Origin of the sequence: Lentisalinibacter sediminis, from assembly GCF_040706615.1 — a bacterium.
GTDB lineage: Bacteria > Pseudomonadota > Gammaproteobacteria > Steroidobacterales > Woeseiaceae > Lentisalinibacter > Lentisalinibacter sediminis.
In genome coordinates this window covers 553,845-578,521 of sequence record NZ_JAPDRF010000003.1, presented here as the reverse complement: position 1 = coordinate 578,521, position 24,677 = coordinate 553,845, and the positions used below count along the sequence as shown (strand labels likewise).

Genomic DNA, 24,677 nt, shown 5'->3' with positions numbered 1-24,677 from the left:
TGAATGTATTGTCTTTTTCTGAGCAGGGGAGTATCCATGAGCAAGTCTTTTCGAAGCAGGCCGGGCCTTGGCACAGCCCTGCCGGCCTTCCTGTTGCCATTGTTGTTTTCCGTTGGTGCGAGCGCCCAGGTGGAGGAGATCATCGTCACAGCCGAGCGTCGGGAAGCGTCCATCCAGGACGTGCCGGTGGCGGTCAGTGCATACAATGACGAAACCCTGCAGGCGCTGCAGGTGGAGGACACTCTCGACCTGATCAACGTCGTGCCGAATCTCTTCGGCGGCAACAATACCGGTATCGGCAGCGCGAACATGTACTACATCCGCGCCCAGGGTAACGACGAGTCCATTTCCACCTTCGACCCGCCGGTCGGCACCTACATCGACGGCGTCTACGTGTCGCGGCAGAATGCCAACAACTTCACGCTGTTCGACGTCGAGCGCATCGAGGTGTTGCGCGGGCCCCAGGGGACGCTGTTCGGGCGCAACACGACGGGCGGTGCCATCAACGTGGTGCTGAAGGATCCGGCGCCGGAGACGGGCGGCTTCGTGGAGGCGGGTTTCGGCCGCTACGGCGAGTACCGGATGCGCGGCAGCGTCGACATCCCCGTGAGCGAGACATTCCTGACCAAATTCTCTGCCTATCACATCTCCAACGATGGCTGGCTGGAGAATCGCAACCCGGCCATCGGCGGCGACTACAACGTCCGCGACAGCATCGGCCTGCGGGCGGACCTCCGCTACATGCCGACGGACATGCTGACCTGGGACCTGACCCTGGAGTACATCGACGACGAGGCCGGTAACATCCACGGCGACCTGGTCGGCGACGATCGCGTATCCACCTCCGTGGCCCCCCTCGGTGCGCCTACCGCCGCGTTCGACTTCCTGAACTTCTCGATCACAGGTGGTTTCGTGCCGCTGACCTATCAGCAGAAGGCGGACTACGGCAGTGTGTCGCAGACCACGAGCATCATCTCTGACCTGACCTATGCCGCGCCGGCGGGCGAGCTCGAGTTCATCGTCGGCTGGCGTGACCTGGAGCAGGACTTCTTCCTGAACTTCCCGAATGCACCGGGCGATGCGGATGATTTCTTCTGGATCGACAACAACGGCGTCCACGAGCAGTTCACGGCCGAGGTCAAATGGTCGGCCCGTTATTTCGACGACAGGCTGGACTTCGTCTCCGGCGTCTTCTACCTGGACGAGGACAACGAGACGGACTTCGCGGACTGGCTGCTGGGCTCGTTCGTGCTGGCCGACCGCGTGATGGTGAACACCACCGAAAGCTGGGCCGTCTACGCCCAGGGTGACTATGCCCTCTCGGACAAATGGACGCTGACCGTCGGTGCGCGCTACACGGACGAGCAGAAGGAGATCTCGATTACGGACAATCTCGGGAACAGGGGCATCATCGGTCCACCGCTCACGCTGGAGACGGAGAACCTGATCGCCGCCGGCATCCCGGTGGAACAGGAGGAGTCCATCGTCACCCCGCGCGTCGCGCTCAAATACGATTACTCCGACGATCTGATGGTCTACGCGTCCGCCACCCGGGGCTTCAAGTCCGGAGGCTGGAACGCCCGCGAGGCGACGGCGCCGACCATGACACCGTTCGGTCCGGAGAAGCTCTGGGCCTACGAACTCGGGTTCCGCGGCGACATGTTCGGCGACCTGCTGCGTGCCAACGGCACGTTCTTCTACACGGATCTGGAGGACCTGCAGACCACCTCCGCATCAGACGGCAATTTCCTGACCACCAACGCGGGCGGACTCGAGGTTACCGGCTTCGAACTCGAGGTGAACGCCGTACCGACGGACTGGCTGAATCTGTTCGTATCGCTCGGATTGCAGGACGCGGAGTACGTGGATATCCAGGATCAGATCGCCGAGTGTCAGGCGACACCGCCAGACGAGCGTGAGTTCGCGGCGCTCGACTTCGACTGCAACGTGGCCGATCCCAAGCGCTCCCCCGACTGGACGCTGACCGTAGGCGCCTTCCTGGATTTCCCGATCCCGGCGTTCGGGGCCTCGCTGCAGCCGAACGTCTCCACGCGTTTCATCGGGCCGAACGTCGTCGGCACGAGCCAGCGGGGCGAGAACGACACCGAGGTCATCACCAATGCGGGTATCTCGCTGGTGGATGACGAAGGCGTGTGGTCCGTGACGGCCGAGTGCAACAACTGCTCCGACGAGGAGTACATCACCTCCTTCCTGTTCACTCCCTACTGGACGCCGCCGATGACCTGGCAGGTGCGCGGCCGCTGGAACTTCGGCACCCGCTGAGGCGCATCTCCGCCGCTCGCCGCCGGTGTGTTCCGGGAGAACGCCCTCGCAGCGGGGCGTTCTCTTTTACAGGGTCGGACCGGGCAGGGCGTATCCGGCGGCTAGCGGAGGCGTTTGAGCACCTTCACGAACTCGGCCGGGTCCGGCCGCTCGCGGACGTCCTTCGAGCGGTTGGCGTAGCGGATGATGCCTTCGCTGTCGATCACCACCGAGACCGGCCGCAGCGTGTCCGCGCCGTAGGCGTCCCGGTAATCGGCCGGCACGCCTTCCGGGTGCACGATGCCGAGCTCGCGCGCAGCGGTGAGATCCGGGTCCATCCAGAAGGTGAAGTCCACGTCGAACAGTTCCGCGACCCGGCGGGTGGTCTGCTGCGGCTTCGGTACGACGAGGATCAGCCGGGCGCCGAGCTCGCTGATCTGCCGGTAGTGCTGCGTCAGATTCTCGACCTGCGCCGAGCAGAAGGGGCACCAGTTGCCGCGCAGGAAGACGAGGACAGCCGGCAGCCCGCGCAGGTCCGGCGGGCCTGCGGGCTCGCCGTCCTCCGTCTGCACGGAGAACTCCGGGATGCGCCGGCCGCGCACGAGCCGTTCGCTGGCTTTCTCGCCGGGCCGGCGGAGCAGCCAGAAGACCAGCCCTGCCGCCAGCAGCAGGACCACCACAACAATTGCAGTGACCGTGGCCGTGTCGTTCAGCACCTGTTCCGCCTCCGCCAGTCGCGCCGGGCAATGCGGCATTCTAAGGCTTTACCCGCGGCCGGGAAAACGCGAGCATCCGCTGCCAGGCCATGGCGACGGCAATGACAACCGGAATGGCGACGGCCATGGCAATGGAAACGGACGGGACGGCACCGCACAGGGAGCGGCTCTGCCTGCACCGAAACGGGGGGAACAATGGACTTCGAGATTCCGGCCGCGGTGCGCGACAAGCTCGCGGCACTGGACCGCTTCATCGAGGCGGAGATCCGGCCGCTGGAAGCGGCGGACGACAACATCCGCTTCTTCGATCACCGTCGGGAGTACGCGCGCACCGACTGGGAGCGGGGCGGTCTGCCCGCTGCCGACTGGGAGGCGCTGCTCGCCGAGATGCGCCGCCGCGCCGACGCGGCCGGTCATTACCGCTACGCGCTGCCGCGGGAATTCGGCGGCGAGGAGGCGGGCAATCTGGCGATGGCGTTGGTGCGCGAACACCTCGCCGCGAAGGGCCTGGGCCTGCACAACGATCTGCAGAACGAGAGTTCGATGGTGGGCAACCTGCCCATCGTGCTCATGCTGCGGGATTTCGGCACGGCCGAGCAGATCGAGCGCTACGTGGAGCCCGCGATCACCGGCGAGCACCCCATCGCGTTCGGTCTGACCGAGCCCGAGCACGGCTCGGATGCCACCTGGATGGAGACCCGTGCCGTCCCGGCCCGCCGGGACGGCGTGCCCGGCTGGCGCATCAACGGCGAGAAGATGTGGAACACGGGCATGCACGTCGCCGGCACCGATCTGGTCTTCGCCCGCACCGCCGGCTCGGACGGCGAGGGCGCCGGCATCACCTGCTTCCTGGTGCCGGCCGATGCGGACGGAGTGCGGGTCGAGGAATATCTGTGGACCTTCAACATGCCCACCGACCATCCGCGGGTGTCGTTCACCGACGTGTGGGTGGGCGAGGAGGCGGTGCTGGGCGAGGCAGGCAGGGGCCTGGCGGTGGCCCAGCACTTCGTGCACGAGAACCGCATCCGCCAGGCGGCCAGCAGCCTCGGCGCGGCACAGTTCTGCATCGACCGCGCGGTCGCCCGCGCGCGGGCGCGCAAGCCGTTCGGCAAGCCGCTGGCGGCGAACCAGGGTATCCAGTTCCCGCTGGTGGAGCTGGCGACCGAGGCGGAGATGCTGCGGGTGCTGATCCGCCAGACGGCCTGGCAGATGGACCGGTTCGAGCGCCGGCGCATCGCGGCAGAGCTGTCGGACAAGGTGGCCATGTGCAACTACCGGGCGAACCGCCTGTGCTGCGAGGCCGCCGACCGGGCGATGCAGGTCTTCGGCGGCATGGGCTATTCACGGCACGAGCCTTTCGAGCACATCTACCGCCACCACCGGCGCTACCGCATCACCGAGGGGGCCGAGGAGATACAGATGCGCAAGGTCGCGGGGCACCTGTTCGGCTTCATCCGCGGCTAGCGGCGGGGTGCATCCTCCCCGCTGCCGGCGGCGCCGGCCTCGGCGGCGATGCGCGCCCCGGAATAGGCCGGCTGGTCGATCGCCAGCCGGTCCAGGGTGGTGCGCTCCAGATGTTCCAGGAGCTCCGCGTCGTCGATGGCGATGCGGCCCTCCCGGATGGCATCGCACAGGGCACGGTTCAGCTCGGCCGGCTCGCCGTCGCGTCCGAGCAGGACGCTGAGACGTGCGGCTTCCGCCGCGTCGGCGGCGGGTGCCAGCTCGAGCTCGCGGCGCGCGATGTCCACCACATTGGCGGCGACCAGTGCGTGGAATCCGTGATGCCCGCCGAGTTCCTCCCTGACCTCGGCCAGGAAACCGCGCACGGCTTCCAGCAGCTCGCCGACGTCCGGCGCGTCTTCCATCAGTCCCTGCCCCGTATGATGTTCAGCATGTCGATCTCCGCTTCGCTGACCCGCCGACCGATCGCGGCTCGCTCCACGGAACGGTCCACGCCGCGCCGGTAGATCTCCGCCATGGTCATGCACATGACGCCCCATTTCAGGCTGCCCATGAGCTGCCAGTAGCGCATCCGCTGCTCGTCCGCCGTGCCGCCGGCCTCGCGGTAGCCCCGCAGCAGGTCGCGGCGCCGGCCGAAGCCGCCCACCGGCCGGTGGCTCATGCCGAAGCGCCAGGAGTTGACGGTGATCCAGCCCAGGTCTTCCATGGGATCGCCCCGGTGCGCGAGCTCCCAGTCGAGCACGCCCACGAGTCCCTGTTCGTCGACCACCAGATTGCCGTTGCGGAAGTCGCCGTGCACGAGCACCGGCTCGACGGGCTCGGGCAGGCGGTTTTCCAGCCAGCGGAAGGCGAGTTCGAAGACCGGGCGCGCGTGCCCGTAGCCGTCGTAGCGCTGCCGGTACGCCGAAAGCACGTCCGCGGCCTGCATGGCCGGCAGCGCGGCGGCCGTGGCGGGCCGCGCGGCGTGGATGGCGGCGAGCGCGGCGCCGCATTGCTGCGCCATACGGCTGCGGGCGTCGGCGTACTGGTCGCGGCGCAGTATCCGCGGCGCCAGCGTCTCGCCGTCCAGCCATTCCATGACGAAGCCGGCGCCCAGCCCTTCGTCCGGCGCGAGCACGTGCACCACGCCGGCCACCGGCAGGCCGGCGGCGGCCAGTTCCCCGACCAGTCGGCCCTCCAGGCCCGGGTCGAGCGCGAGCAGGTCCTCGTCCGGTTCCTCGCCGTCCCGCTCCTTGCCGTCCCAGGCCCGACGCAGGACCAGGGGCCGGCGGGACTCGCCTGTCACCCGCTCGAACGACCAGGTCTCGCGGCTCGCGCCGCCTGTCAGCCGGCACAGTCCCTCCACCCGGCCGGCGCCGCCGGTGAGTATCCGGGCCAGCGCCTGTGCGAGTTCGTCGGGACTGGATGCTTTACCGGAGGTTGTCACGCCTTTACTTTAGCGGACATCGGCGCGGCATTGCGCGCGGCAGACGGCGGAAGCCGGGAAAGGAGCAGCGATGGAGAACCTGGCACTGATCACCGGCGCATCGGGGGGCATCGGCGAGCAGCTCGCGCGTATCCATGCGGGTAAGGACGGCGACCTGGTGCTGGTGGCGCGCAGCGAGGACCGGCTGGCGGAACTCGCCGCCGAGCTCATCGACGCCCACGAGGTGAACGTGCGCGTCGTGGCGCGGGACCTGGCCGTGCCCGGCGCTGCGGAGGGCCTGGCCGACGAATTGCTGGCCGAGGGTCTCGTGCCGGACATCCTGATCAACAACGCGGGCTTCGGCGGGCAGGGCCGCTTCCACGAACGGGACTGGGCCCGGGACCGGGACATGATCAACCTGAACGTGACGGCGCTGGCGGCGCTCACGCACGGATTCCTGCCGGCGATGGTGGAGCGGGGCAGCGGCCGCATCCTCAACGTGGGCTCGGTGGCGGGCTTCCTGCCGGGACCGAACTTCGCCACCTACTTCGCCACCAAGGCGTTCGTGCTGTCGTTCAGCGAGGCGATCGCGGCGGAGCTGACCGGTACCGGCGTGACGGTGACGGTGCTCTGCCCGGGACCGGTCGCCACCGGTTTCGTGGATGCGGCCGGCATGACCAACCGGCAGATGTTCGACGCCGTGGCTTCGTCGCCGGACGAGGTGGCGCGCTACGGCTACCGGGCGATGATGCGGGGGGAGGTGATCGCGGTCCCCGGGGTCGCCACCCAGATCTCGCTGTTCCAGCTGCGCTTCCTGCCGCGGGGCCTCACCCGGGCGATCTCGCGGCTGACGATGGGGAATCTCTGATCAGGTCTCCAGCACGATCTTGCCCATATGCTCGCCGGATTCCATGAGCGCGTGGGCCCGTGGGGCCTCGATGAGCGGGAAGGTCGCGTAGACGGTCGGGCGGATACGCCCGGCCTCCAGCAGCGGCCAGATGCCGCGTTCCAGGCCGGCGGCGATGGTCGCTTTCTCCTCGACCGTCTGCGGGCGTAGCGCGGAGCCGGTGATGGTCAGCCGCTTGCGCAGGACGTGGGCGAAGTTGGCCTCCGCCTTCGGCCCCAGCAGGAACGCGATCAGCGCGTAGCGGCCGTCGTAGGCCAGCACGTCCAGGTTCCGGTCCACGTAGGGTCCGGCCACCATGTCCAGCACCACGTCGACGCCGCGTCCGCCGGTGAGCTCCTTCGCGCCCGCCACCCAGTCGCTCTCGCGATAGTTCAGGGCGAGGTCGGCGCCGAGTTCGCGGCAGTAATCGCACTTGGCTTCGGTTCCGGCGGTGACGACGACGCTCGCCCCGCGGGTCTTCGCCATCTGGATGGCCGCGCTGCCGATGCCGCTGGAGCCGCCGTGGACGAGCAGGCACTCGCCCTCGGCCAGCGCGGCGCGCGTGAAGACGTTGTACCAGACCGTGAAGTAGGTCTCCGGCAGCGAGGCCGCCTCGGTCAGTGTCAGCTCATCCGGCACCGGCAGGCAGTGTTCGGCGGGCACCCGGCAGTATTCGGCGTAGCCGCCGCCGTGCACCAGCGCGCAGACCCGGTCGCCCGGGCGCCAGCGGCCCGCGCCCGCGGCGCTGGCGACCACCTCGCCCGCGACCTCGAGGCCGGGCAGGGGATCGGCGTCTGCCGGCACGGGGTACAGGCCCTGACGCTGCAGACAATCCGGGCGATTGACGCCGGCGGCGCGGACCCGGATCAGTACCTCACCGTCACGCGGTTCCGGCACCGCTCTCTCGACGGCCCGCAGGACTTCCGGGCCGCCCGGCCCCGTGATGTCGACGGCGGTCATCGTCTTCGGCAGATCCATGTTCGCTCCCCTGGTGTGTCCGGCCGCGGGGTCAGTCGTCCAGCAGGCGCACGCGCTCGGCGACGATATCGCCGTTCAGCGTACCCTCCACTTCGACGTCACGGCCTTCCGCAGTGGCATAGAAGGCGGCGTCGTCGATCGCTTGCCCGTCTTCCTCGAACTCCGTGGCGCCGTCGGTGACGACGGTGACGCCGAGCAGCACGAAGCGGGATTCGCCCACGTCTCTGGCGCGTGCACGCAGGACGATGCCGGCGTCGGCGTCCGTGCGGGTCACACTGCGCGCCATGAGCGCTTCGCCGCTCTCCGTGCCGGCCACTTCCACGCGCTCGCCGCTGCCGAGGTCGGCGAGCGAGAACGGCCGCTGCCGCTGGCTGCTTGCGTCGCGGAAGCGGGTCTTCGCGTCGGTGAGGACCGTGACCCCGGCGGCCGTCAGCGTGCCGGCGACCGGGTCGACGTCGTCCACCATGCCGTCGAGCCGCGCCTGGCTGGGACCCTCGAACTCGACCCGCTCCGCGAGGATGGCGCCCGTATCCGTCACCGTACCTTCCACCTCGACGCGGACGTCGGGACCGAGCATGGAGGCGTTGCCGCCCTCGAACACGGTGGCGTCATCGGTGGCGACCGGCTGGCCGTCCACGTCGAAGTCCGCCGCCGAGGCGAAGCGCGTGATCAGACCCTCGACTTTCGCCTCCTCGCCTTCCGCGGCCGCGTCCACGCCCTTTTCCCTGAAGCTCAGAGTCTGGGCGATCAGCGCGCCGTCTGCGGCGCGTTCGCTGCCGCGTGCTTCCACCCGGTCGCCGTTGGCGGGGGTGCCGCCGGGGAAGCCGTCGAGCATGGCGCTGCCGTAATCGACGAGTGCGCCGCCGATGCGCAGCCGCTGCGCGGTCGTGTCCACCTGGGCGGCAACGCCGGTCAGCTCCAGCCGGTCGGGCGCGGACTTCAGACGTACCAGGGTGGCCTCGACGCTGCCGTCGGCACGGTCGAATCCGCTGACCTCGACCGCATCCCCCGCCGTCAGATCATCGAGGCCGGCGACCGCGTCGTTGCCTTCGAACAGTGTGTCGATGGACACGTGCACGATGCGTCCGAGCACGACGGCCATGCCGGCGCCCGCGTCGACGGCATCCACCGGTCCCTCGACGCTGTCGTCGAATTCGATCCGGGTGGCGCTGCCGGTGTCGGCGCCCGGCACAATCTCGCCCCGCAGCGTCACCACGGCACCCACCGACAGCCCGGCCTCGGTGCCCGGTTCGCCGTCGATCACGATCTCGGCGCCTCCGGTGTCGTAGCGGACCCCGTTCACGATGACGCTGCCGAAGCCGGTGATCTCGCCCTTCGTTACCACCGCGACCGGGTTACCGCCCCGGTCGACGCCGGCCACCTGCTCGGTGCCGTCGCAGCCGGCGAGCAGCACCGCGCTCAGCGTTGCGGCTGCCAGCGTGGCGGCGGCCGTCGTCGAGGTCATGTTCGCGGACTGTGATTGACTGCGCATCCTGTCACTCATCGCTCTCTTCCGTGGTCTGCGGGCCCTGGATGAAATAAAGGCCGATGCCGAGGCGCACCGTATCGGTCTCCTCCTTCCCTGCCTGGCGTTCCTGCTCGGCCAGCCAGTCGTCGACCCTGTACAGGAACTCCTCGCCCTTGTCCTCCAGCAGCGCCTGCAATTCGGGGATGGCGGAGCGGGGCACCTGCAGCGCCGTGGCGCGGCCCTCGAAGCGGGACGGCTCTTCCTGTCCGCGTCCGAGGTTGTGATTGACCGTCGTGCCCACGTCCTCCAGCACCTCGCCGGCGCGGCGCAGGGTCTCGGTGTCGGTGGCCGCGGGCATGTAATAGCGGTGCACCGCCCGGAGTCGCCCGTCCGCGGCCTCTTCGACGGCCCCCGTCGTCAGCAGCTCCTTCAGCATGGCCTTCGGCGGGATGTCGCCGGCGTAGCGGCGCAGGAGCTCGGTGAAACTGTGGTCGCCGTCCTCGTAGTCGAGTTCCAAGGCATTGCCCTGCCCGTCGGAGAAGTCCGGGTCCTGGTGCCAGCGCGCGAGCACGCGCGTGGCGTTGTTGGTCTTGCGGGTGAGGGACTCGTCAAGGTCGTCGGCGAGCAGTTCCCGCTGACGCTTCACCTCCCGACGCGTGAGGCCGGTCAGAATGGAGGTGCGGGAGACGTTGGTGGGCCGGCCGCCGATGCCGTAATCGCTGGTGGCCACCTGCACGAAGACGGACTTGCTGATGTCGGCGAATTCCCGCCACGTCATGCCGCCGCGCAGCATGATGCGCGCGATCGGCCGCAACAGGCGGCGGCAGGCGTCGATCAGAACTCTGCGGTACTCATCCATGGTGTCCGTCCGGTGGCTGAGCGGCAGTCACCCGTGTGCCCGGATCGCGATATCCGTCACGCGACATAATGGCGTGCAAGCGGATACACTGCGATAAAGCGCTACAGTATCCATCGTCAGGCAGGCTCGAGTCCATGACGAAGCCCACGAAGTCGAGCGAGAAACCGCGCGGCCGGCACTACCTGACCCGGCGTCATTCCCTGCACCTGTTCCCCGGGCGCTATACCCGCCCCGGCACGGCGCCCGGCGACCTCACCGCGCCGCCGGCGGCGGAGCGCGTCCCGATCAGGATGTCCCTGACAGACTTCGACGACGAGCAGCTGGTGGAGGAGGCGGACTGCGGCCTGGAGCAAGCCGGGCGTTATTTCGACAGCCCGCGGACGACCTGGCTGCACGTCCAGGGCACACCGACGGAGGAGCTGCTGCGAGCCATCGGCGATGCCTACGGCCTGCATCCTCTGGCGCTCGAAGATGTCCTGCATACCGGGCAGCGGCCGAAGGTGGAGGCCTATGAGGGACAGCTCTTCGCTATCGTCGGCGCGCCGGAGCACGGGCCGGACGGGGTGGCGCCCACGCAGCTCAGCCTGTTCCTCGGCGACACCTGGGTGGTGAGCTTCCACCCGGGTCACGCCGACCCGTTCGAGCCGGTGCGCCACCGGCTGCGCCAGCCGGCGGCGCGGATCCGGGAGCGCGGCGCCGATTACCTGTTCTATGCGCTGATCGACACCGCGGTGGACCTCACCTTCCCGGTCATGGAGGCGCTGGGCGAGCGCATCGAGACCCTGGAACTGACGGTATTCGACGACCCCAGCCGGCAGGCACTGGACGAGATTCACCGCCTGAAGCGCGAGCTGGTCGTCATGCGCCGGAGCCTTTGGCCCCAGCGCGATGCCCTCAATAGCCTGGTGCGGGACGAGCATCACATGCTGGCGGCGGACACCCACCCGTACCTCCGTGACTGCTACGACCACACGGTGCACGCGCTCGACCTGGTGGAGAGCTACCGGGAGATGGCCTCCAGTCTTCTGGAGGTGTATCTGTCCAGCCTCTCCAACCGCATGAACGACGTGATGAAGGTGCTCACCATTATCGCTACCGTGTTCATCCCGCTCTCGTTCGTCGTCGGCGTCTACGGCATGAACTTCGATACGGAGGCGAGTCCGTGGAACATGCCGGAACTCGGTCTTCGCTACGGCTATCCGCTGCTGTGGCTGGTGATATTCGGCATCGTCGCCGGCATGCTCATCTACTTCCGCCGCAAGCGCTGGCTGTAGCCGCCTTTTCGACGGCTCACCGTTGCGCCTCGCTCAGCCGATGAGCAGATGCGGCCGCGGCCACCGAGAGCCCGGCCAGCAGCACCAGGGTCCAGGCGGAGCCCACCAGGGTGGCGATGCTGCCGAAGATGCCGCCGGCCAGCAGCATCACGCCGATCACCGTATTGCTCACCGCGACGTAGCTCGCCCGGTTCTCCGCCGTGGCGATGTCCACGAGATGGGTCTTGCGCCCCAGTCGCACGCCGGCGTGGGCGATGCTGAGCGCGAAGTAGGTGGCCGCGAAGGCGACCGGCGCGAGCGGCACTCCCGGCGCGAGCGCCAGCGCAGCGGTGCCCAGGCTGGCTGTCGCGGCGAGCAGTGCGGCGCGCTTCATCACCAGCCTGCTGGAACGGTCCGACAGTCGCCCCCACACCGGCGCGCTGAGGAAGCTGGCGGCGCCGGAGGCGAGCATCAGCGAACCGAGTCCGGACAGCGTGTTCTCCATGCTCCGGTTCGCGAGGCTGACGTAGAACGGTGCCGCCAGAGCAGTGGAGAGCAGCAGCGTGCGGGTGATCAGGAACTCCCGCAGGTCGCGGTCGCGGCGGATGAGGCCGAGCTGGCGGACGGCCTCGGTCAGGGCGTTGCCGCCGCCTTCGGTGGCGCCGGCGTACTCGGCAAGGAAGCTGTAGATGGCGGCGGCCAGCAGCCAGAGACCGCCCGCTGCGAACAGGACGGCGACGAAGAAGCCGATGCCCCGGCTGCCGGGGTCGAACGCGATCGCCGCGACGCCCACGGCCACCGTCACGGCGCCGGCGGCCGAGGCGGCGTAGCCGGTCACCGAACCGCGCCGGGTCTTGGCGATGGTCTTGCCGAGCACGTCCTTGCTGGCCACCGAACAGATCCCCCGCGCCAGGCTGAACAGGGTGAGCAGGCCCAGAATCGCCCATCCGGCTGCAGCCCCCTCCAGGGTCAGGGCGACGGCGCCCATGAGCATCACTGCCACGCCCTGCAGCACGCTGCCGGCCACCCAGAACCACTTGCGCACCGGCACGGCACGCAGATAGCGGGCGACGACGAGCTGCGGCAGCAGCGCCAGCGATTCGCGGATGGGCACCAGCCAGCCCAGCATCCACGCCGGAGCACCGAGACTGGTCAGGAGCCAGGCCAGCACCAGCTTCGGCCCGGCCAGCCGGTCGCCGGTCTTGGTCGCGACCAGAGAGGCGACGTGGATCAGATAATTGCGCGGCTGCTCGCGGCAGGCGGCATCGGGGATGTCCTTGCAGACGCGCGCGTCCTCGTCGCCCGTCAGCAGGTCGTAGACATCCCTCGCGGGGCCGGGTTTCGGGACCGTTTGCGCCAACTCGTTGCCTCGTGGTGTCGTCCGGAGGTCGGGAATACTAGCAAACGGCAGACGAACCGAAGGCGCTGCAATGGCCGGGTAATGGCCGGGCAATGGCCGGGTGTGTATCCTCGGTGCAGGTCAATGCTCCACGGGAGGTCCGAGATGGGACTGGAAATCGGCGGCCTGTTCGGCCTGATCATCCTGATACTGGATGTCTATGCGGTCGTGAAGACCCTGGGCAGCCGGGCCAGCACCGGCAGCAAGGTGCTCTGGATCGTGGTCATCCTGGTATTGCCGGTGCTCGGACTCATCCTCTGGGCGCTGTTCGGTCCGAAGGGCTAGCCGGCCGCAGCGGCTGCAGTGGCCCGGACCGGGCCGGCGGGTTCAGTCGGCCCGCAGGAACTCCCGCGCGTCCCGGGCCGTCCGTGCCGGCGCTTCCTCCATCGGCACATGGGCGAGATCTTCGTAGACGACGAACCGCGCGTCCGGGATGTCGTCGGCGAAGCGCCGGCCGTGCTCCGGCGGTATCCACTCGTCCTGCGCTCCCCACTGCACCAGCGTCGGCGCGCCGATCTGCGCCAGCGCGGCTGACGGGTCCTCCCGGGCGGACCGTGAGGCGGCCCGGGCCCGCTGCACGAAAGCCTCCCGATTGCCTTCCCGTAGCGAGAGCTCGAAGTAGCGGTCCACCAGCGCTTCGTCCACCCGATCGTCGTCCGCGTAGACCTCCTCCAGGCTACGTCGGTAGAGGCTGCGCGGCGTCAGTTTCGCCAGCGCGTCGCCGACGCCCGGCAAGGCCGCGAGCCGGAAGATCAGCGAGGGTGTGCGGCGCAGCCGATAACCCGATGCGTCGATGAGTATCAGCCGGTTCACCCGCTCCGGATGGGCGACCGCATAGTTCCACGCGATGCGCCCGCCCAGCGAGTTGCCGGCGAGGTGGAAGTCTTCGATGTCGAGACGCCGGGTGACCGCGTCGACGAATTGCATGTAGGCGCCGATGGAGTAGTCGCCGGCGGGATGGGGGCCGGTCAGCCCGAATCCCGGCAGATCCATGCGCACGATGCGGAAGTCGCCGGTCAGCGCCTCGACCCAGCCGTTCCACGTGTGCAGCGAAGCGCCTGTGCCGTGCAGGAGCACCAGTGCCGGCCCGCTGCCCTCGACGGCGACGTGGGCGCTCATGCCGTCTAGCTCCAGGAACTGCGAGCCGGTGACCCGATAGCGCTCGGTCAGGGACTCGACGCTGCGATCGGGCTCCCAGGCCCACGCCAGGACTAACGCCACGGCGATGAACAGGAGTAGCACAGCGTTGACGACTGCCCTCATGGAATTCTCCCGGCGCTGCTGCTGTCCATGCCCGTTCCTCTGGTTGCCTGCCGACGCCTCCGTCGATGGTAAGCGCCTCGCGCCGCGACGGCCAGCGCTTCCCTTACGGCCCGCCGAGGGTGTCGTTACAATGCCCGGGCCGACGCGCCGCACGGGCGCAACCGAGCCGGAGCGACTATGAGCCGACCACCGCGAGAACGATCGCGAGGACCACTGTGGGAACCGTCGCAGGAACGCAAGGCGGGAGCGAACCTGACCCGCTTCGCCGCCTTCGCGGCGGAAGCCCGGGGTGACGGCTTCGCGGACTATGCGGCCATGCACCGCTGGTCGGTGGACGAACCAGAGGCGTTCTGGTCCACGCTGTTCCGCTACCTGGACCCGGTGTGCCGGCGCCAGCCCGAGACCGTGATCCGCGATGCCGGTGCCATGCCGGGCGCGAAGTTCTTCCCGGAGGCCGAACTCAATTTCGCGGAAAACCTGCTGCGCTACCGGGGGCCGCTGCCAGCGATCATCTTCCACGGCGAGGACGGCACGCGCCGGGAGCTGAGCCGCGACGAACTGCACGACGAAGTGGCCCGGGTCGCGGCCGGATTGCGCCGGGCCGGCGTGCAACCGGGCGACCGGGTGGCCGGCTACCTGCCGAACTGCCCCGAGACGGTGATCGCTATGCTGGCGGCGGCGAGCCTAGGTGCGGTGTGGTCGTCGTGCTCGCCGGATTTCGGTGTGCAGGGCGTGCTGGACCGCTTCGGCCAGATCGCGCCGAAGGTGCTGTTCGTCACCGACGGCTACCGCTACAACGGCCGCGTGTTCGAAATGCGCGACACCGTGGCCGGTATTCTCGCGAAACTGCCGGACGTCCAGACCTGCGTGGTGGTGCCGTTCGTCGAGGACGCGCCGGCCATCGGCGGCGTTCCCCGCGGCGTGCACTATGCGGACTTCGTGCAGGAGGCGGATGAGATCGAGTTCGCGCGGCTGCCCTTCGATCATCCGCTCTACGTCATGTATTCCTCGGGCACGACGGGCACGCCGAAGTGCATCGTGCACGGCGCCGGCGGCACGCTGATACAGCAGATGAAGGAACACGTACTTCACGTGGACCTGAAGTCCGGTGATCATCTGTTCTATTTCACGACCTGCGGCTGGATGATGTGGAACTGGCTGGTGGCCGGTCTTGCCTGCGGGGCCACGCTGGTGCTCTACGACGGCTCGCCGTTCCATCCCGACGGCGGACGGCTGTGGCGGATGGCGGAGCAGGAACGCGTCAACGTGTTCGGCACCAGCGCGAAGTACATCGCGGCGCTGGAGAAAGCGGGCCTGCATCCAGGCCGCGATCACGACCTGTCCGCGCTGCGCACGGTGCTGTCCACCGGCTCGCCGCTGGCACCTGCGAGCTTCGACTACGTTTACCGGGAGATCGCCGACGACGTGCTGCTGGCCTCCATCTCCGGGGGCACCGACATCCTCGGCTGTTTCGCCGGCGGCTGCCCGATCCGCCCGGTGTGGCGGGGCGAGCTGCAGTGCCGGATGCTGGGCATGGCGGTGGAGGTGTGGGACGAGGACGGCAGGCCGCTCACCGGCGCGAAGGGAGAGCTGGTCTGCACGCAGCCGTTTCCCTCCATGCCAATCGGCTTCTGGAACGACGACACCGGCGAGAAGTATCGGGACGCGTATTTCGCGCGCTTCCCCGGCGTCTGGGCCCACGGGGACTTCGCCGAGCTGACCGAACACGACGGCATGATCATCCACGGCCGCTCCGATGCCGTTCTGAACCCGGGCGGGGTGCGCATCGGCACGGCGGAGATCTACCGCCAGGTGGAGAAGATCGACGACGTGCTCGAGTCCATCGCCATCGGCCAGGACCGGGACGACGACGTGCGCGTGGTGTTGTTCGTGGTGCTGCGGCCCGGCGTCGAGCTGGACGAGCAGCTGGAGAGCCGCATCCGCCGGGTCATCCGCGAGAACGCCACCCCGCGGCACGTGCCGGCCAAGATTCTGGCGGTGCCGGACATCCCGCGCACCGTCAGCGGCAAGATCACGGAGCTGGCCGTACGCTCGGTCGTGCACGGCGAGACGGTGAAGAATACGGACGCGCTGGCCAACCCGGAGGCGCTGGAATATTTCCGCGACCGGCCGGAGCTGGCGGAATCGTGAGCGCCTTCCACGGGGTCCGGGTGCACGCCGAGACGATCCGCCCGGAATGGATCGACTACAACGGCCACATGAATGTGGCCTGGTATGTGCTGATATTCGATCACGGCGTCGACGGTCTCTGGGACGAACTCGGCCTCGACGCCGCCTACCGGGAGGAGAGCGGCGGCACCACATTCGCCGTCGAGAGCCACGTCAGCCACCTGCGGGAGTTGCGCGAGGGCGACCCGGTGGCGGTCACCGCGCAGCTCCTCGGCTGGGATGCCAAGCGCATCCACCAGTTCCAGCGCATGTACCACGCCGACGAGGGCTGGCTCGCGGCGACCTGTGAGTGGATGAACCTGCACGTCGATACCGCTTCCCGGCGCGTCTCGCGCTGGCCCGACGCCGTGCTCGGCCGGCTCGATGCTTTCGCCAGGCGCCATCCGGATGCCCCCTGGCCGGAACAGGCGGGGCACCGCATGCGCGTCCCTCATCCGCTCGGACCGCAGCATCAGGCGACGGCAGAGCAAAGTCCCACGGAGCAGTAACCATCATGACCGAAGCAGTGATACTCGCCATCGACCAGGGTACGACCAGCAGCCGGGCGATGGTCTTCGACCGCAAGGCGCGGATCCTCGCCGTGAGTCAGCAGGAGTTCCCCCAGGTATTTCCGAAACCCGGCTGGGTGGAGCATGATCCGGAGGCGATCTGGCAGAGCGTGCTGTCCGTCGTGCACGATGCGATCGCAGACGCCGGCTGCCTGCCGCGGGACGTGGCCTGCATCGGCATCACGAACCAGCGCGAGACCACGGTGGTCTGGGACCGGCGCACCGGCGAGCCGGTCTACAACGCCATCGTCTGGCAGGACCGGCGCACGGCGGCGAAATGTCGGGAATACGCGGCCGGCGGCGGCGAGGCGCTCGCCACCAGCCGTTCGGGCCTGCGCATCGACCCCTATTTCTCTGCGACGAAACTGGCCTGGATACTGGACAACGTGGCGGGCGTGCGGGAACGTGCCGAGCGCGGCGAGCTCGCCTTCGGCACCATCGACGCCTTCCTGCTCTGGCGCCTGACCGCTGGCGCCGAACACCGCACGGATATCACCAACGCCTCGCGCACGCTGCTCTACGACATCCACCGGCAATGCTGGGACGACGACCTGCTGGCGCACTTCGGCGTGCCCGCCTCACTGCTGCCGGAGGTCTGCGATAACACCTTCGCCTTCGGTACGACCGACACAGAGAGTCTTGGCGCCGGCATCCCGGTGACGGGCATGGCCGGCGACCAGCAGGCTGCCCTGTTCGGTCAGGCCTGCTTCCATCCGGGCATGACCAAGAGCACCTACGGCACCGGCTGCTTCGTGATCGCCAACACCGGCGAGACACCGCTGGCCTCCGGTCACCAGCTGCTGACCACCATCGCCAGCCGCGTTGACGGGCGTCTGAGCTACGGACTGGAAGGCAGTATTTTCGTGGCCGGCTCGGCCATCCAGTGGCTACGGGACGCGCTGAAGATCATCGCCGCCGCCCCGGACTCGGAGGCCATCGCGACGGAGCAGGGCGTCATCGACAATATCCACGTGGTGCCCGCCTTCGCCGGGCTCGGCGCACCCCACTGGGACCCGGACGCCCGCGGCGCCATCCTGGGCCTCAGCCGCGACAGCGGCGTCGCCGAGATCGTGACGGCCACGCTGCAGTCGGTGGCCTTCCAGACCCGGGACCTCATGCTGGCCATGCGCGACGACGGCCTGGACGTGGAACTGCTGCGGGTCGATGGCGGCATGGTCAACAACGACTGGCTGGTGCAGTTCCTGGCGGACATGCTCGGCATCAGCGTGGAGCGTCCGCGCATCACGGAATCCACGGCCTTCGGCGCGGCCTGCCTGGCGGGCCTGCAGCGCGGCGTCTTCGATTCCCTGGAGCAACTGGAACAGCTCTGGCAGCGGGACGCGTTGTTCGAACCCGCCATGTCCGGCGAACGGCGGCGGGCGCTGCACGAGGGTTGGCTCGCCGCGGTCGCGCGGGTGCGGTCGGTGGCGCAGGAGTCCTGACCGGGCCGGTCAGTCGAGGTCGCGCCGCACCGGATCGGTGTGGCGAACCGGTCCGCGATGCTCGCCACCTTCACCGGCCGGCGCCACCACCGCGTAGCCGGCGGTGAGCGCCAGGGAATAGATCAGTACGCTCATGATCGGCAGGTAGTGGCCGAGCGCCACCGTGCCGCCGCCGGCGAACTCCACCAGCCAGACCGCGAGCTCCGCGAGCACGGCCAGCAGCAGCATCATGGCGATCAGCAGCACCAGCCAGGCAGGCAGGCGGGCCCAGCAGGCGGAAAGACGGCTGCCGCCGTCCGGCTCCAGCAGGCGCAGGCACAGCAGGGCCAGCACGGCGGTGGGCGGAAGCAGCCAGCCGGTCAGCGCGAGCAACGACTGCATGCCGGGCCCGTCCGCGCCGAGGAACAGCGCCATCATGGCGGTGAACGCCAGCAGCAGGCCCGTGATGGCGAGCACCAGCGTCAGCACGGCGGTCAGCACGCGACCGCCGCCCTGCGGCGTTTCATCCGGCCGTCTTTCGATGATGGTCATGGCGGCATTGTGCCCGGGCGGCGGGCGCATGCAAACGGTTGCGAGGATCACGGATCGGCGGCGGTCGGCCACACCTGCGCGTCGTCCTGTGGAGTGACGGCGTCGTTGCGGGCGAGATGGCTGACAAACTCTCCGGTCGCCCGTGCCCAGCTCTTCTCGAGCGCGGCTTGCCGGCAGACGCTGCGGTCCAGCGCGAGCGCGCCGCGGACGGCGACGCCGAGATCCTCGTGCAGGATGCCGGTGCGTCCCGACTCGATGACGTCCAGCGGTCCCGTGACCGGATAGGCGGCCACCGGCGTGCCGCAGGCCATGGCTTCCAGCATCACCAGGCCGAAGGTGTCCGTGCGGCTCGGGAAGACGAACACGTCGGCGGCGGCCAGGTGGGCAGCCAGATCCGCCCCGAACCGATAGCCGGTGAAGACCGCGTCGGGGTATTCCGCACGCAGCCGCGCGAGGTCGGGGCCGTCGCCCACCACGTACTTCGTGCCCGGCAGGCCGAGCTGCAGGAAGGCTTCCACATTTTTCTCGACGGCGACCCGACCCATGTACAGATAGATCGGGCGCGGCCCGGCCACGGCCGCTTTCGGCTCGGGACGGAAAAGGCCCACGTCGACGCCGCGGCTCCACAGCCGGAGACGGCGGAAGCGACGGGCGGCGAGTTCGTCCCGTACGGCGGGCGTCGGCACCAGGGTCGCAGCCGCCGGCCGATGGAAACGCCTGAGCCAGGCGTAGATCCACGAGAACGGTATCGGCACCCGCTCGCGCACGTATTGGGGGAAGCGGGTGTGATACGACGTCGTGAATGCGAGGCCGTGCCGGACGCAGTAACGCCTCGCGGCGAAACCGAGCGGGCCCTCGGTGGCGATGTGGATACAGTCGGGCCGGAAGGCGTCCAGCGTCCGGCGGACGCGACGATACGGCAGCACCGAGAGCCGGATTTCCGGATAGGTGGGGCAGGGCACGGTGCGGTGATCGGCCGGGGTGATCATCTTCACCCGGTGTCCGGCACGGATCAGCTCGTCGCGGGTCCTGCCCAGCGTTGTGACTACACCGTTCACCTGGGGCAGCCAGGCATCGGTGACGATGGCGATGCGCATGGCCGATAGTGTCCGCGGTCACTATTACCGGAATCTTGCCGTTCGGAGAAAGTTCCGGGACAGCGCCGCGGAACGTGTCACCGATTCTTAAACAAGCTGTCACCTCCCTGACTTGTCGCCCGGTGAGACTCTCGCCAGCGTCAGGGCAACCCGGGAGAGGGTTCCGTGCAGACAATGTGGCAGCAGGTGGCGGCAGCCGAGATCGGGTTTACACTGAAGGTGAACCGTCTCAGCCGGCGCACGCCGATACGCACGCTGTTCCGTGCCGTGAGCCGCCTTGGCGACGGCGTCGCCTGGTACGCGGCGCTCGGCGTGATGCTCCTGATCGGCGGCGAGCAGGCTGCCGCTCCCGTCCTGCAGACGGGCGTCACGGCGCTGGCCGGCGTCGCGCTTTACCGTTTCCTGAAGGAACGGCTCGTGAGGGAGAGGCCGTTCATCACCTTCGCGGCCATCCGCTGTGCCACGGCGCCCCTCGACCGCTACAGCTTCCCGTCGGGCCACACGCTGCATGCGGCCCTGTTCTCGGTATTCTTCCTGGTCTACCTGCCGGTGCTCGGCCTGGCAATGCTGCCCTTCGCGCTGCTGGTCGCGGCCTCCCGGGTGGTGCTCGGCCTGCACTACCCCACAGACGTGCTCGCGGGCGGCGCCCTCGGCCTGCTGTTAGCCGCCGCCAGCCTGGCAGTCCTGCGCTTTCCGCCAATAGCCTTCTGAGACAGCCCGTCCGGGGCGAAGATATTGCGCAGGGCTAGGAGGCATCCCCACAGCCCGTAGCGCTAGGGTCCGATACGCCAGCTGTCCCAGACGAGCAGCGCGCGCACGCTCAGGCTGAAGAGCATCGCCAGCAGCATAGTGGCAGTCGGGAACTCGTTCATCACGGACTCTCCGTCTGCTCCTCTCCCGTGCCGGGCGCCTCGGCCGACTGGCCGAGCCAGTAGGCGATATTCTCCAGGTTGACGCTGGCCGGCTGGCCGTCGTCCCAGAACGCGGCGATCAGCCCTTCGTCGGCCTGCAGCAGCGCGCCGATGTGCCGCGACAGCGCGCTGTAGCGGGGGACGCGGTTACCGATCGGTGTGCTTGTGGTGGCAGTGGTCACGGCCAGGTCTCCGGGTCAGGCGACGGCGCCGAGTTCCACCTGGCCGAGCGCCGGTTCGGCTTCGCCGTCCCAGGACACGAGTCCGAGGCGACCTTGCCGGTTCTCCACCAGGGCGGTGCAGTGCTCCACCCAGTCACCGTCGTTGCAGTAGATGACGCCGCCGGCCCGGCGCACGGACGGCCGATGGATGTGACCGCAGACGATGCCGTCCAGGCCCTGGGCCCGGACGTACTCGATGGCCGTGTTCTCGTAGCGGTGTATGTAGTCCAGCGCCGCGTTGATGCGCATCTTGATGGCACTCGCCATGCGCACCGGGCGATATCCGAGGCGGTGGCGGACCCGGTTCAGGCCGGCGTCCATGTCCACCAGCCAGCGGTAGGCGGCCGAGCCGAGGCGCTCTTTCATGGAGCCGACCCGCAGGTCCCGGTCGAATTCGTCGCCGTGGGTCACCAGCAGCCGGCGCCCGCAGCGCGTCTCGTGGATGTGGCGGCGCCGGATCTCGATCAGGTGGTGCTCCGTGCCGTCGAACAGCCGCAGCTCGGCGTCGTGATTGCCGGGGATGTAGATCACCCGGGTCCCCTGCCGGGACAGGCGCATGATCTCGTGCAGCACCTCGCCGTGGACGGGCGGCCAGTAGACGGTGCTTCGCATCGCCTGCAGGTCGAGGATGTCGCCGACCAGGAATAGCTGGCGCGTCTCGAGAGAGCGGAGGAAGTCGAGGAGTTGCCGGGCGCGGCAGCCGCGGGTGCCGAGATGGGTATCCGAGAGCCAGACCGCCTCCGCCTGTACCCGTGCCTCCGCGTGCTTCATATCCGCTACCCCCGCCGTTCCGAGATGGCGTTGAAGATAGTCACGCAAGTTGAAGATTTTCTTACGCTGCCGTGACGTTTTTGTGGCTCTCTGCCCACGCAGGGAAGCGCGTGGCCGGTTGCCGCCGCGCCCCCCCCGGCCCGCATCTCGGGTACACTTGGCGTCCGCCGAGGCGCCCAGGCGGCTCCGCGTGCGAAGAACAAGGCGCCCGGCAAGACCGTGGCGGACCGTACCGGCCCGCCGATATCCAGTCTCAGAAGCAGGAGAGGGGACATGCCGGAAACAGTGTCCAAAGACCGACTCGCCGATTACATCGACCGGGACATGCCGCCGTCGGAGTGGCTGAAGATCGAGCAGGAGCGCATAGACGCCTTCGCCGATGCCACGCTCGACCATCAGTTCATCCATGTCGACAAGGAAAAGGCGGCGCAGACGCCCTTCGGCACGACCATCGCCCACGGTTATCTGACGCTCTCGCTTCTGCCCCATCTCACCGGGCAGTGCGGCGTGATCCCGGAGGGCATCGCCATGGCCATCAACTACGGCTCGAACAAGGTCCGTTTCCTGCAGCCGGTGAAGGTGGGCAGCGAGGTGCGCGCCCACGTGAAGCTGAAGGAAGTGAACGAGAAGAAGCCGGGCCAGATCCTGACCACCTCCGAAGTGACCGTGGAGATCAGGGGCGAAGAAAAACCGGCCCTGGTGGCCGAGACGCTGGCCCTGTACTTCGTGCAGTGACGCCGCGGCAACAGATTGACCAAGGGAGGCTGAAGTGACGATCCGATTCGACGATCAGGTGGCTATCGTGACGGGCGCCGGCGGCGGCCTGGGGCGTTGTCATGCCCTGGAACTCGCCCGCCGCGGTGCGAAGGTGGTGGTGAACGACCTGGGCGGCGCCCGGGACGGCAGTGGCGGCTCCAGCGAGGCCGCCGAGGCCGTGGTGGCCGAGATCGAGGCCGCCGGCGGCGAGGCCATCGCCAACGGCGCCAACGTGGCTGACTACGAGCAGGTCCAGGCCATGGTGGCCGAGGCCCTCGACAAGTGGGGCCGGGTGGACGTGCTCGTGAACAACGCCGGCATCCTGCGTGACAAAAGCTTCGCGAAGGTGAGCCTGGAGGACTTCCAGCTGGTGGTCGACGTGCACCTCATGGGTTCGGTGAACTGCACCAAGGCGGTGTGGGAGATCATGCGCGAGCAGAAATACGGCCGCATCGTCATGACCACTTCCTCCACCGGGCTATACGGCAATTTCGGCCAGTCGAACTACGGCGCGGCCAAGCTCGGTGTGGTGGGCTTCATGAACACGCTGCACCTGGAAGGCCAGAAGTACGACATCCGGGTGAATTGCCTGGCGCCGGTCGCGGCCACGCGCATGACCGAGGGTCTCATGCCGGAAGAGGCGCTGGCGCTGCTACAGCCGGAGTACGTCACGCCCGCCGTGGTGTTCATGGCGAGCCCGGATGCGCCCAGCCGGCAGATCATCTCGGCCGGGGCGGGCGGCTACGCCCGCGTGTATCTGGAGGAGACGCCGGGTATCTGGCTGGCGCCCGAGGAGCGTGACGCGGATCACGTGGCGGTGAACTGGGACAGGATCACGGCCAAGACCGGTGCCGAGGAATACCAGGACGGCAGCGGCCAGAGCATGAAGTTCCTCACCCGCGCGGCGAAGGAACTGGGCATCAAGACGGGCTGAACGCCCGAACCACGAAGCATTGACAAGGCGGACAGGGCGGGCGCGGGCGCCCGCCGGGAGAAAGGCAGTGAAAGAAGCGGTAATCGTATCCACGGCGCGCACGCCCATCGGCAAAGCCTATCGGGGCGCCTTCAACAACACCCAGGCCCAGACACTGGCGGCCCATCCCATCCGCGAGGCGGTGAAGCGGGCCGGCGTCGACCCGGCGGAAGTGGACGACGTGATCATGGGCTGTGCGATGCAGCAGGGTTCCAGCGGGCAGAATGTCGCCCGCCAGGCACTGCTCGCCGCGGGCCTGCCCGAGACGGTCAGCGGCATGTCCGTGGATCGCCAGTGTTCGTCCGGCATGATGGCCATTGCCATCGCCGCCAAGCAGGTGCTGCACGACAACATGCCCATCGTGGTGGGCGGCGGGCTGGAGTCCATCAGCCTGGTCCAGAACGAGCACATGAATACCTATCGTGCCAAGGACCCGAACGTGACCGCTGCCAGCGAGCACATCTACATGTCCATGCTCGAGACGGCGGAGGTGGTGGCCCGGCGCTACGGTATCAGCCGGGAGCAGCAGGACGAGTACGGCCTGCAGAGCCAGATGCGTACCGCCGCCGGCCAGGAGGCAGGGGCGTTCGACGACGAGATCGTCCCGATGACCACGACCAAGGGTGTGATGGACAGGGAGACCAAGGAGATCAGCTTCGAGGAGGTCACGCTGGAGAAGGACGAGGGCAACCGGCCCGGTACCAGCGCCGAAGGCCTGGCGGGCCTCAGCCCCGTCTTCGAGGGCGGCGTGATCACCGCGGGCAATGCGAGCCAGCTCTCCGATGGCGCCTCCGCCTGCGTGGTCATGGACTCCAAACTGGCCGAGAAGCGGGGCCTGGAGCCGCTCGGCATCTATCGGGGCATCGCCGTCGCCGGCACCGAGCCGGACGAGATGGGCATCGGGCCGGTCTTCGCGGTGCCGAAGCTGCTCGAGCGCACCGGTCTGAAGATGGACGATATCGGGCTGTGGGAACTGAACGAGGCCTTCGCCGTGCAGGTGCTCTACTGCCGGGACAAGCTCGGCATCCCGAACGAACTGCTGAACGTGAACGGCGGATCGATCTCCATCGGACACCCCTACGGCATGTCCGGCGCCCGCATGGTGGGCCATGCGCTGATCGAGGGGCGCCGGCGAGGCGCCCGCTACGTGGTGTGCACGATGTGCGTCGGTGGCGGCATGGGGGCAGCCGGGCTGTTCGAGGTGCTCTGAGCTGCGGCGTACCCCGACTTGACGGCTCCCGGCCCAGGCCCAATGATCGTCTCCGGCGCTCCGGCTCCCGGAGCGTT

The 24,677-nt window shown here is 68.5% G+C and carries 24 protein-coding genes; 12 read left to right on the top strand and 12 right to left on the bottom strand.

What is annotated here, in order from left to right; genetic code table 11:
• Nucleotides 1-36 precede the first annotated feature (36 nt).
• Complete coding sequence (locus tag ACJMKX_RS07545; protein ID WP_405223269.1) at nt 37-2,283, top strand: TonB-dependent receptor; 2,247 nt, start codon at nt 37-39, stop codon at nt 2,281-2,283.
• Nucleotides 2,284-2,384: 101 nt separating this feature from the next.
• Here the strand turns inward: ACJMKX_RS07545 and ACJMKX_RS07540 are convergent, their stop codons facing one another.
• The gene (locus tag ACJMKX_RS07540) at nt 2,385-3,017 is read right to left on the bottom strand and encodes a peroxiredoxin family protein (protein WP_405223267.1); all 633 of its coding nucleotides are present in this window, start codon (nt 3,015-3,017) and stop codon (nt 2,385-2,387) included.
• 156 nt (nt 3,018-3,173) lie between these two features.
• Here ACJMKX_RS07540 and ACJMKX_RS07535 point away from each other — a divergent pair, with 156 nt between their 5' ends.
• Nucleotides 3,174-4,442 carry an acyl-CoA dehydrogenase family protein gene (locus tag ACJMKX_RS07535; protein WP_405223264.1) on the top strand — a complete coding sequence of 423 codons (1,269 nt, stop codon included), beginning with the start codon at nt 3,174-3,176 and terminating at the stop codon, nt 4,440-4,442.
• Here the strand turns inward: ACJMKX_RS07535 and ACJMKX_RS07530 are convergent.
• Nucleotides 4,439-4,843, bottom strand: coding sequence for a DUF6285 domain-containing protein (locus tag ACJMKX_RS07530; RefSeq protein WP_405223261.1), 405 nt, complete (start codon nt 4,841-4,843; stop codon nt 4,439-4,441). The genes ACJMKX_RS07535 and ACJMKX_RS07530 overlap by 4 nt on opposite strands.
• Nucleotides 4,843-5,865, bottom strand: a complete 1,023-nt coding sequence (locus tag ACJMKX_RS07525; protein WP_405223258.1) for a phosphotransferase family protein — start codon at nt 5,863-5,865, stop codon at nt 4,843-4,845. The genes ACJMKX_RS07530 and ACJMKX_RS07525 overlap by 1 nt, the downstream gene beginning before the upstream one ends.
• A gap of 70 nt (nt 5,866-5,935) precedes the next feature.
• Between ACJMKX_RS07525 and ACJMKX_RS07520 the strand changes: the two genes are divergently transcribed.
• Nucleotides 5,936-6,712, top strand: coding sequence for an SDR family NAD(P)-dependent oxidoreductase (locus ACJMKX_RS07520; RefSeq protein ID WP_405223255.1), 777 nt, complete (start codon nt 5,936-5,938; stop codon nt 6,710-6,712).
• On the opposite strand, the gene ACJMKX_RS07515 is transcribed toward ACJMKX_RS07520, so the two are convergent.
• The 3 genes from ACJMKX_RS07515 to ACJMKX_RS07505 are packed head-to-tail and all read right to left on the bottom strand — an operon-like array spanning nt 6,713 to nt 10,035.
• Nucleotides 6,713-7,708, bottom strand: coding sequence for an NAD(P)H-quinone oxidoreductase (locus ACJMKX_RS07515; protein WP_405223252.1), 996 nt, complete (start codon nt 7,706-7,708; stop codon nt 6,713-6,715).
• 31 nt (nt 7,709-7,739) lie between these two features.
• A complete protein-coding gene (locus ACJMKX_RS07510) occupies nt 7,740-9,200 on the bottom strand; it encodes a DUF5666 domain-containing protein (RefSeq protein WP_405223249.1) in 1,461 nt (486 codons plus the stop codon).
• 4 nt (nt 9,201-9,204) lie between these two features.
• Nucleotides 9,205-10,035, bottom strand: coding sequence for a DUF6502 family protein (locus ACJMKX_RS07505; RefSeq protein ID WP_405223246.1), 831 nt, complete (start codon nt 10,033-10,035; stop codon nt 9,205-9,207).
• A gap of 134 nt (nt 10,036-10,169) precedes the next feature.
• Here ACJMKX_RS07505 and corA point away from each other — a divergent pair, with 134 nt between their 5' ends.
• Nucleotides 10,170-11,309: a magnesium/cobalt transporter CorA gene (corA, locus tag ACJMKX_RS07500; protein WP_405223243.1), complete on the top strand. Its 1,140-nt coding sequence runs from the start codon at nt 10,170-10,172 to the stop codon at nt 11,307-11,309.
• A gap of 16 nt (nt 11,310-11,325) precedes the next feature.
• Here corA and ACJMKX_RS07495 read toward each other — a convergent pair whose 3' ends face one another.
• Nucleotides 11,326-12,648: an MFS transporter gene (locus ACJMKX_RS07495; protein ID WP_405223240.1), complete on the bottom strand. Its 1,323-nt coding sequence runs from the start codon at nt 12,646-12,648 to the stop codon at nt 11,326-11,328.
• 144 nt (nt 12,649-12,792) lie between these two features.
• Between ACJMKX_RS07495 and ACJMKX_RS07490 the strand changes: the two genes are divergently transcribed.
• Nucleotides 12,793-12,972, top strand: a complete 180-nt coding sequence (locus ACJMKX_RS07490; protein WP_405223237.1) for a PLDc N-terminal domain-containing protein — start codon at nt 12,793-12,795, stop codon at nt 12,970-12,972.
• 42 nt (nt 12,973-13,014) lie between these two features.
• On the opposite strand, the gene ACJMKX_RS07485 is transcribed toward ACJMKX_RS07490, so the two are convergent.
• Nucleotides 13,015-13,950, bottom strand: coding sequence for an alpha/beta fold hydrolase (locus ACJMKX_RS07485; protein ID WP_405223234.1), 936 nt, complete (start codon nt 13,948-13,950; stop codon nt 13,015-13,017).
• A 177-nt stretch (nt 13,951-14,127) separates the two neighbouring features.
• Between ACJMKX_RS07485 and ACJMKX_RS07480 the strand changes: the two genes are divergently transcribed.
• From ACJMKX_RS07480 to glpK, 3 genes are read left to right on the top strand one after another with little or no spacing between them, the layout of a single operon-like run.
• Nucleotides 14,128-16,101 (top strand): acetoacetate--CoA ligase, encoded by a 1,974-nt coding sequence (locus ACJMKX_RS07480; RefSeq protein WP_405223231.1) that lies wholly within the window; start codon nt 14,128-14,130, stop codon nt 16,099-16,101.
• On the top strand, nt 16,098-16,628 hold the full coding sequence (locus ACJMKX_RS07475) for a thioesterase family protein (RefSeq protein WP_405223228.1): 531 nt from the start codon (nt 16,098-16,100) through the stop codon (nt 16,626-16,628). Before ACJMKX_RS07480 ends, ACJMKX_RS07475 begins: the two co-directional genes overlap by 4 nt.
• 5 nt (nt 16,629-16,633) lie before the next feature.
• Nucleotides 16,634-18,130, top strand: coding sequence for a glycerol kinase GlpK (glpK, locus tag ACJMKX_RS07470; RefSeq protein ID WP_405223225.1), 1,497 nt, complete (start codon nt 16,634-16,636; stop codon nt 18,128-18,130).
• A gap of 9 nt (nt 18,131-18,139) precedes the next feature.
• Here glpK and ACJMKX_RS07465 read toward each other — a convergent pair whose 3' ends face one another.
• Nucleotides 18,140-18,661 (bottom strand): hypothetical protein, encoded by a 522-nt coding sequence (locus tag ACJMKX_RS07465; protein ID WP_405223222.1) that lies wholly within the window; start codon nt 18,659-18,661, stop codon nt 18,140-18,142.
• Nucleotides 18,662-18,708: 47 nt separating this feature from the next.
• A complete protein-coding gene (locus ACJMKX_RS07460) occupies nt 18,709-19,758 on the bottom strand; it encodes a glycosyltransferase family 4 protein (protein WP_405223219.1) in 1,050 nt (349 codons plus the stop codon).
• Nucleotides 19,759-19,932: 174 nt separating this feature from the next.
• Between ACJMKX_RS07460 and ACJMKX_RS07455 the strand changes: the two genes are divergently transcribed.
• The gene (locus ACJMKX_RS07455) at nt 19,933-20,469 is read left to right on the top strand and encodes a phosphatase PAP2 family protein (protein ID WP_405223798.1); all 537 of its coding nucleotides are present in this window, start codon (nt 19,933-19,935) and stop codon (nt 20,467-20,469) included.
• Between the two features lie 160 nt (nt 20,470-20,629).
• On the opposite strand, the gene ACJMKX_RS07450 is transcribed toward ACJMKX_RS07455, so the two are convergent.
• Together ACJMKX_RS07450 and ACJMKX_RS07445 are read right to left on the bottom strand one after the other, a co-directional pair.
• Nucleotides 20,630-20,851: a hypothetical protein gene (locus ACJMKX_RS07450; protein WP_405223216.1), complete on the bottom strand. Its 222-nt coding sequence runs from the start codon at nt 20,849-20,851 to the stop codon at nt 20,630-20,632.
• 15 nt (nt 20,852-20,866) lie between these two features.
• Nucleotides 20,867-21,661 (bottom strand): UDP-2,3-diacylglucosamine diphosphatase, encoded by a 795-nt coding sequence (locus tag ACJMKX_RS07445; RefSeq protein ID WP_405223213.1) that lies wholly within the window; start codon nt 21,659-21,661, stop codon nt 20,867-20,869.
• Nucleotides 21,662-21,934: 273 nt separating this feature from the next.
• Between ACJMKX_RS07445 and ACJMKX_RS07440 the strand changes: the two genes are divergently transcribed.
• The 3 genes from ACJMKX_RS07440 (at nt 21,935) to ACJMKX_RS07430 (ending at nt 24,600) form a co-directional block, all read left to right on the top strand.
• The gene (locus ACJMKX_RS07440; RefSeq protein WP_405223209.1) at nt 21,935-22,396 is read left to right on the top strand and encodes a MaoC family dehydratase; all 462 of its coding nucleotides are present in this window, start codon (nt 21,935-21,937) and stop codon (nt 22,394-22,396) included.
• 34 nt (nt 22,397-22,430) lie between these two features.
• Complete coding sequence (locus tag ACJMKX_RS07435) at nt 22,431-23,351, top strand: SDR family oxidoreductase (RefSeq protein ID WP_405223206.1); 921 nt, start codon at nt 22,431-22,433, stop codon at nt 23,349-23,351.
• Nucleotides 23,352-23,418: 67 nt separating this feature from the next.
• Complete coding sequence (locus ACJMKX_RS07430; protein WP_405223203.1) at nt 23,419-24,600, top strand: acetyl-CoA C-acyltransferase; 1,182 nt, start codon at nt 23,419-23,421, stop codon at nt 24,598-24,600.
• The last annotated feature ends 77 nt before the right edge of the window (nt 24,601-24,677 follow it).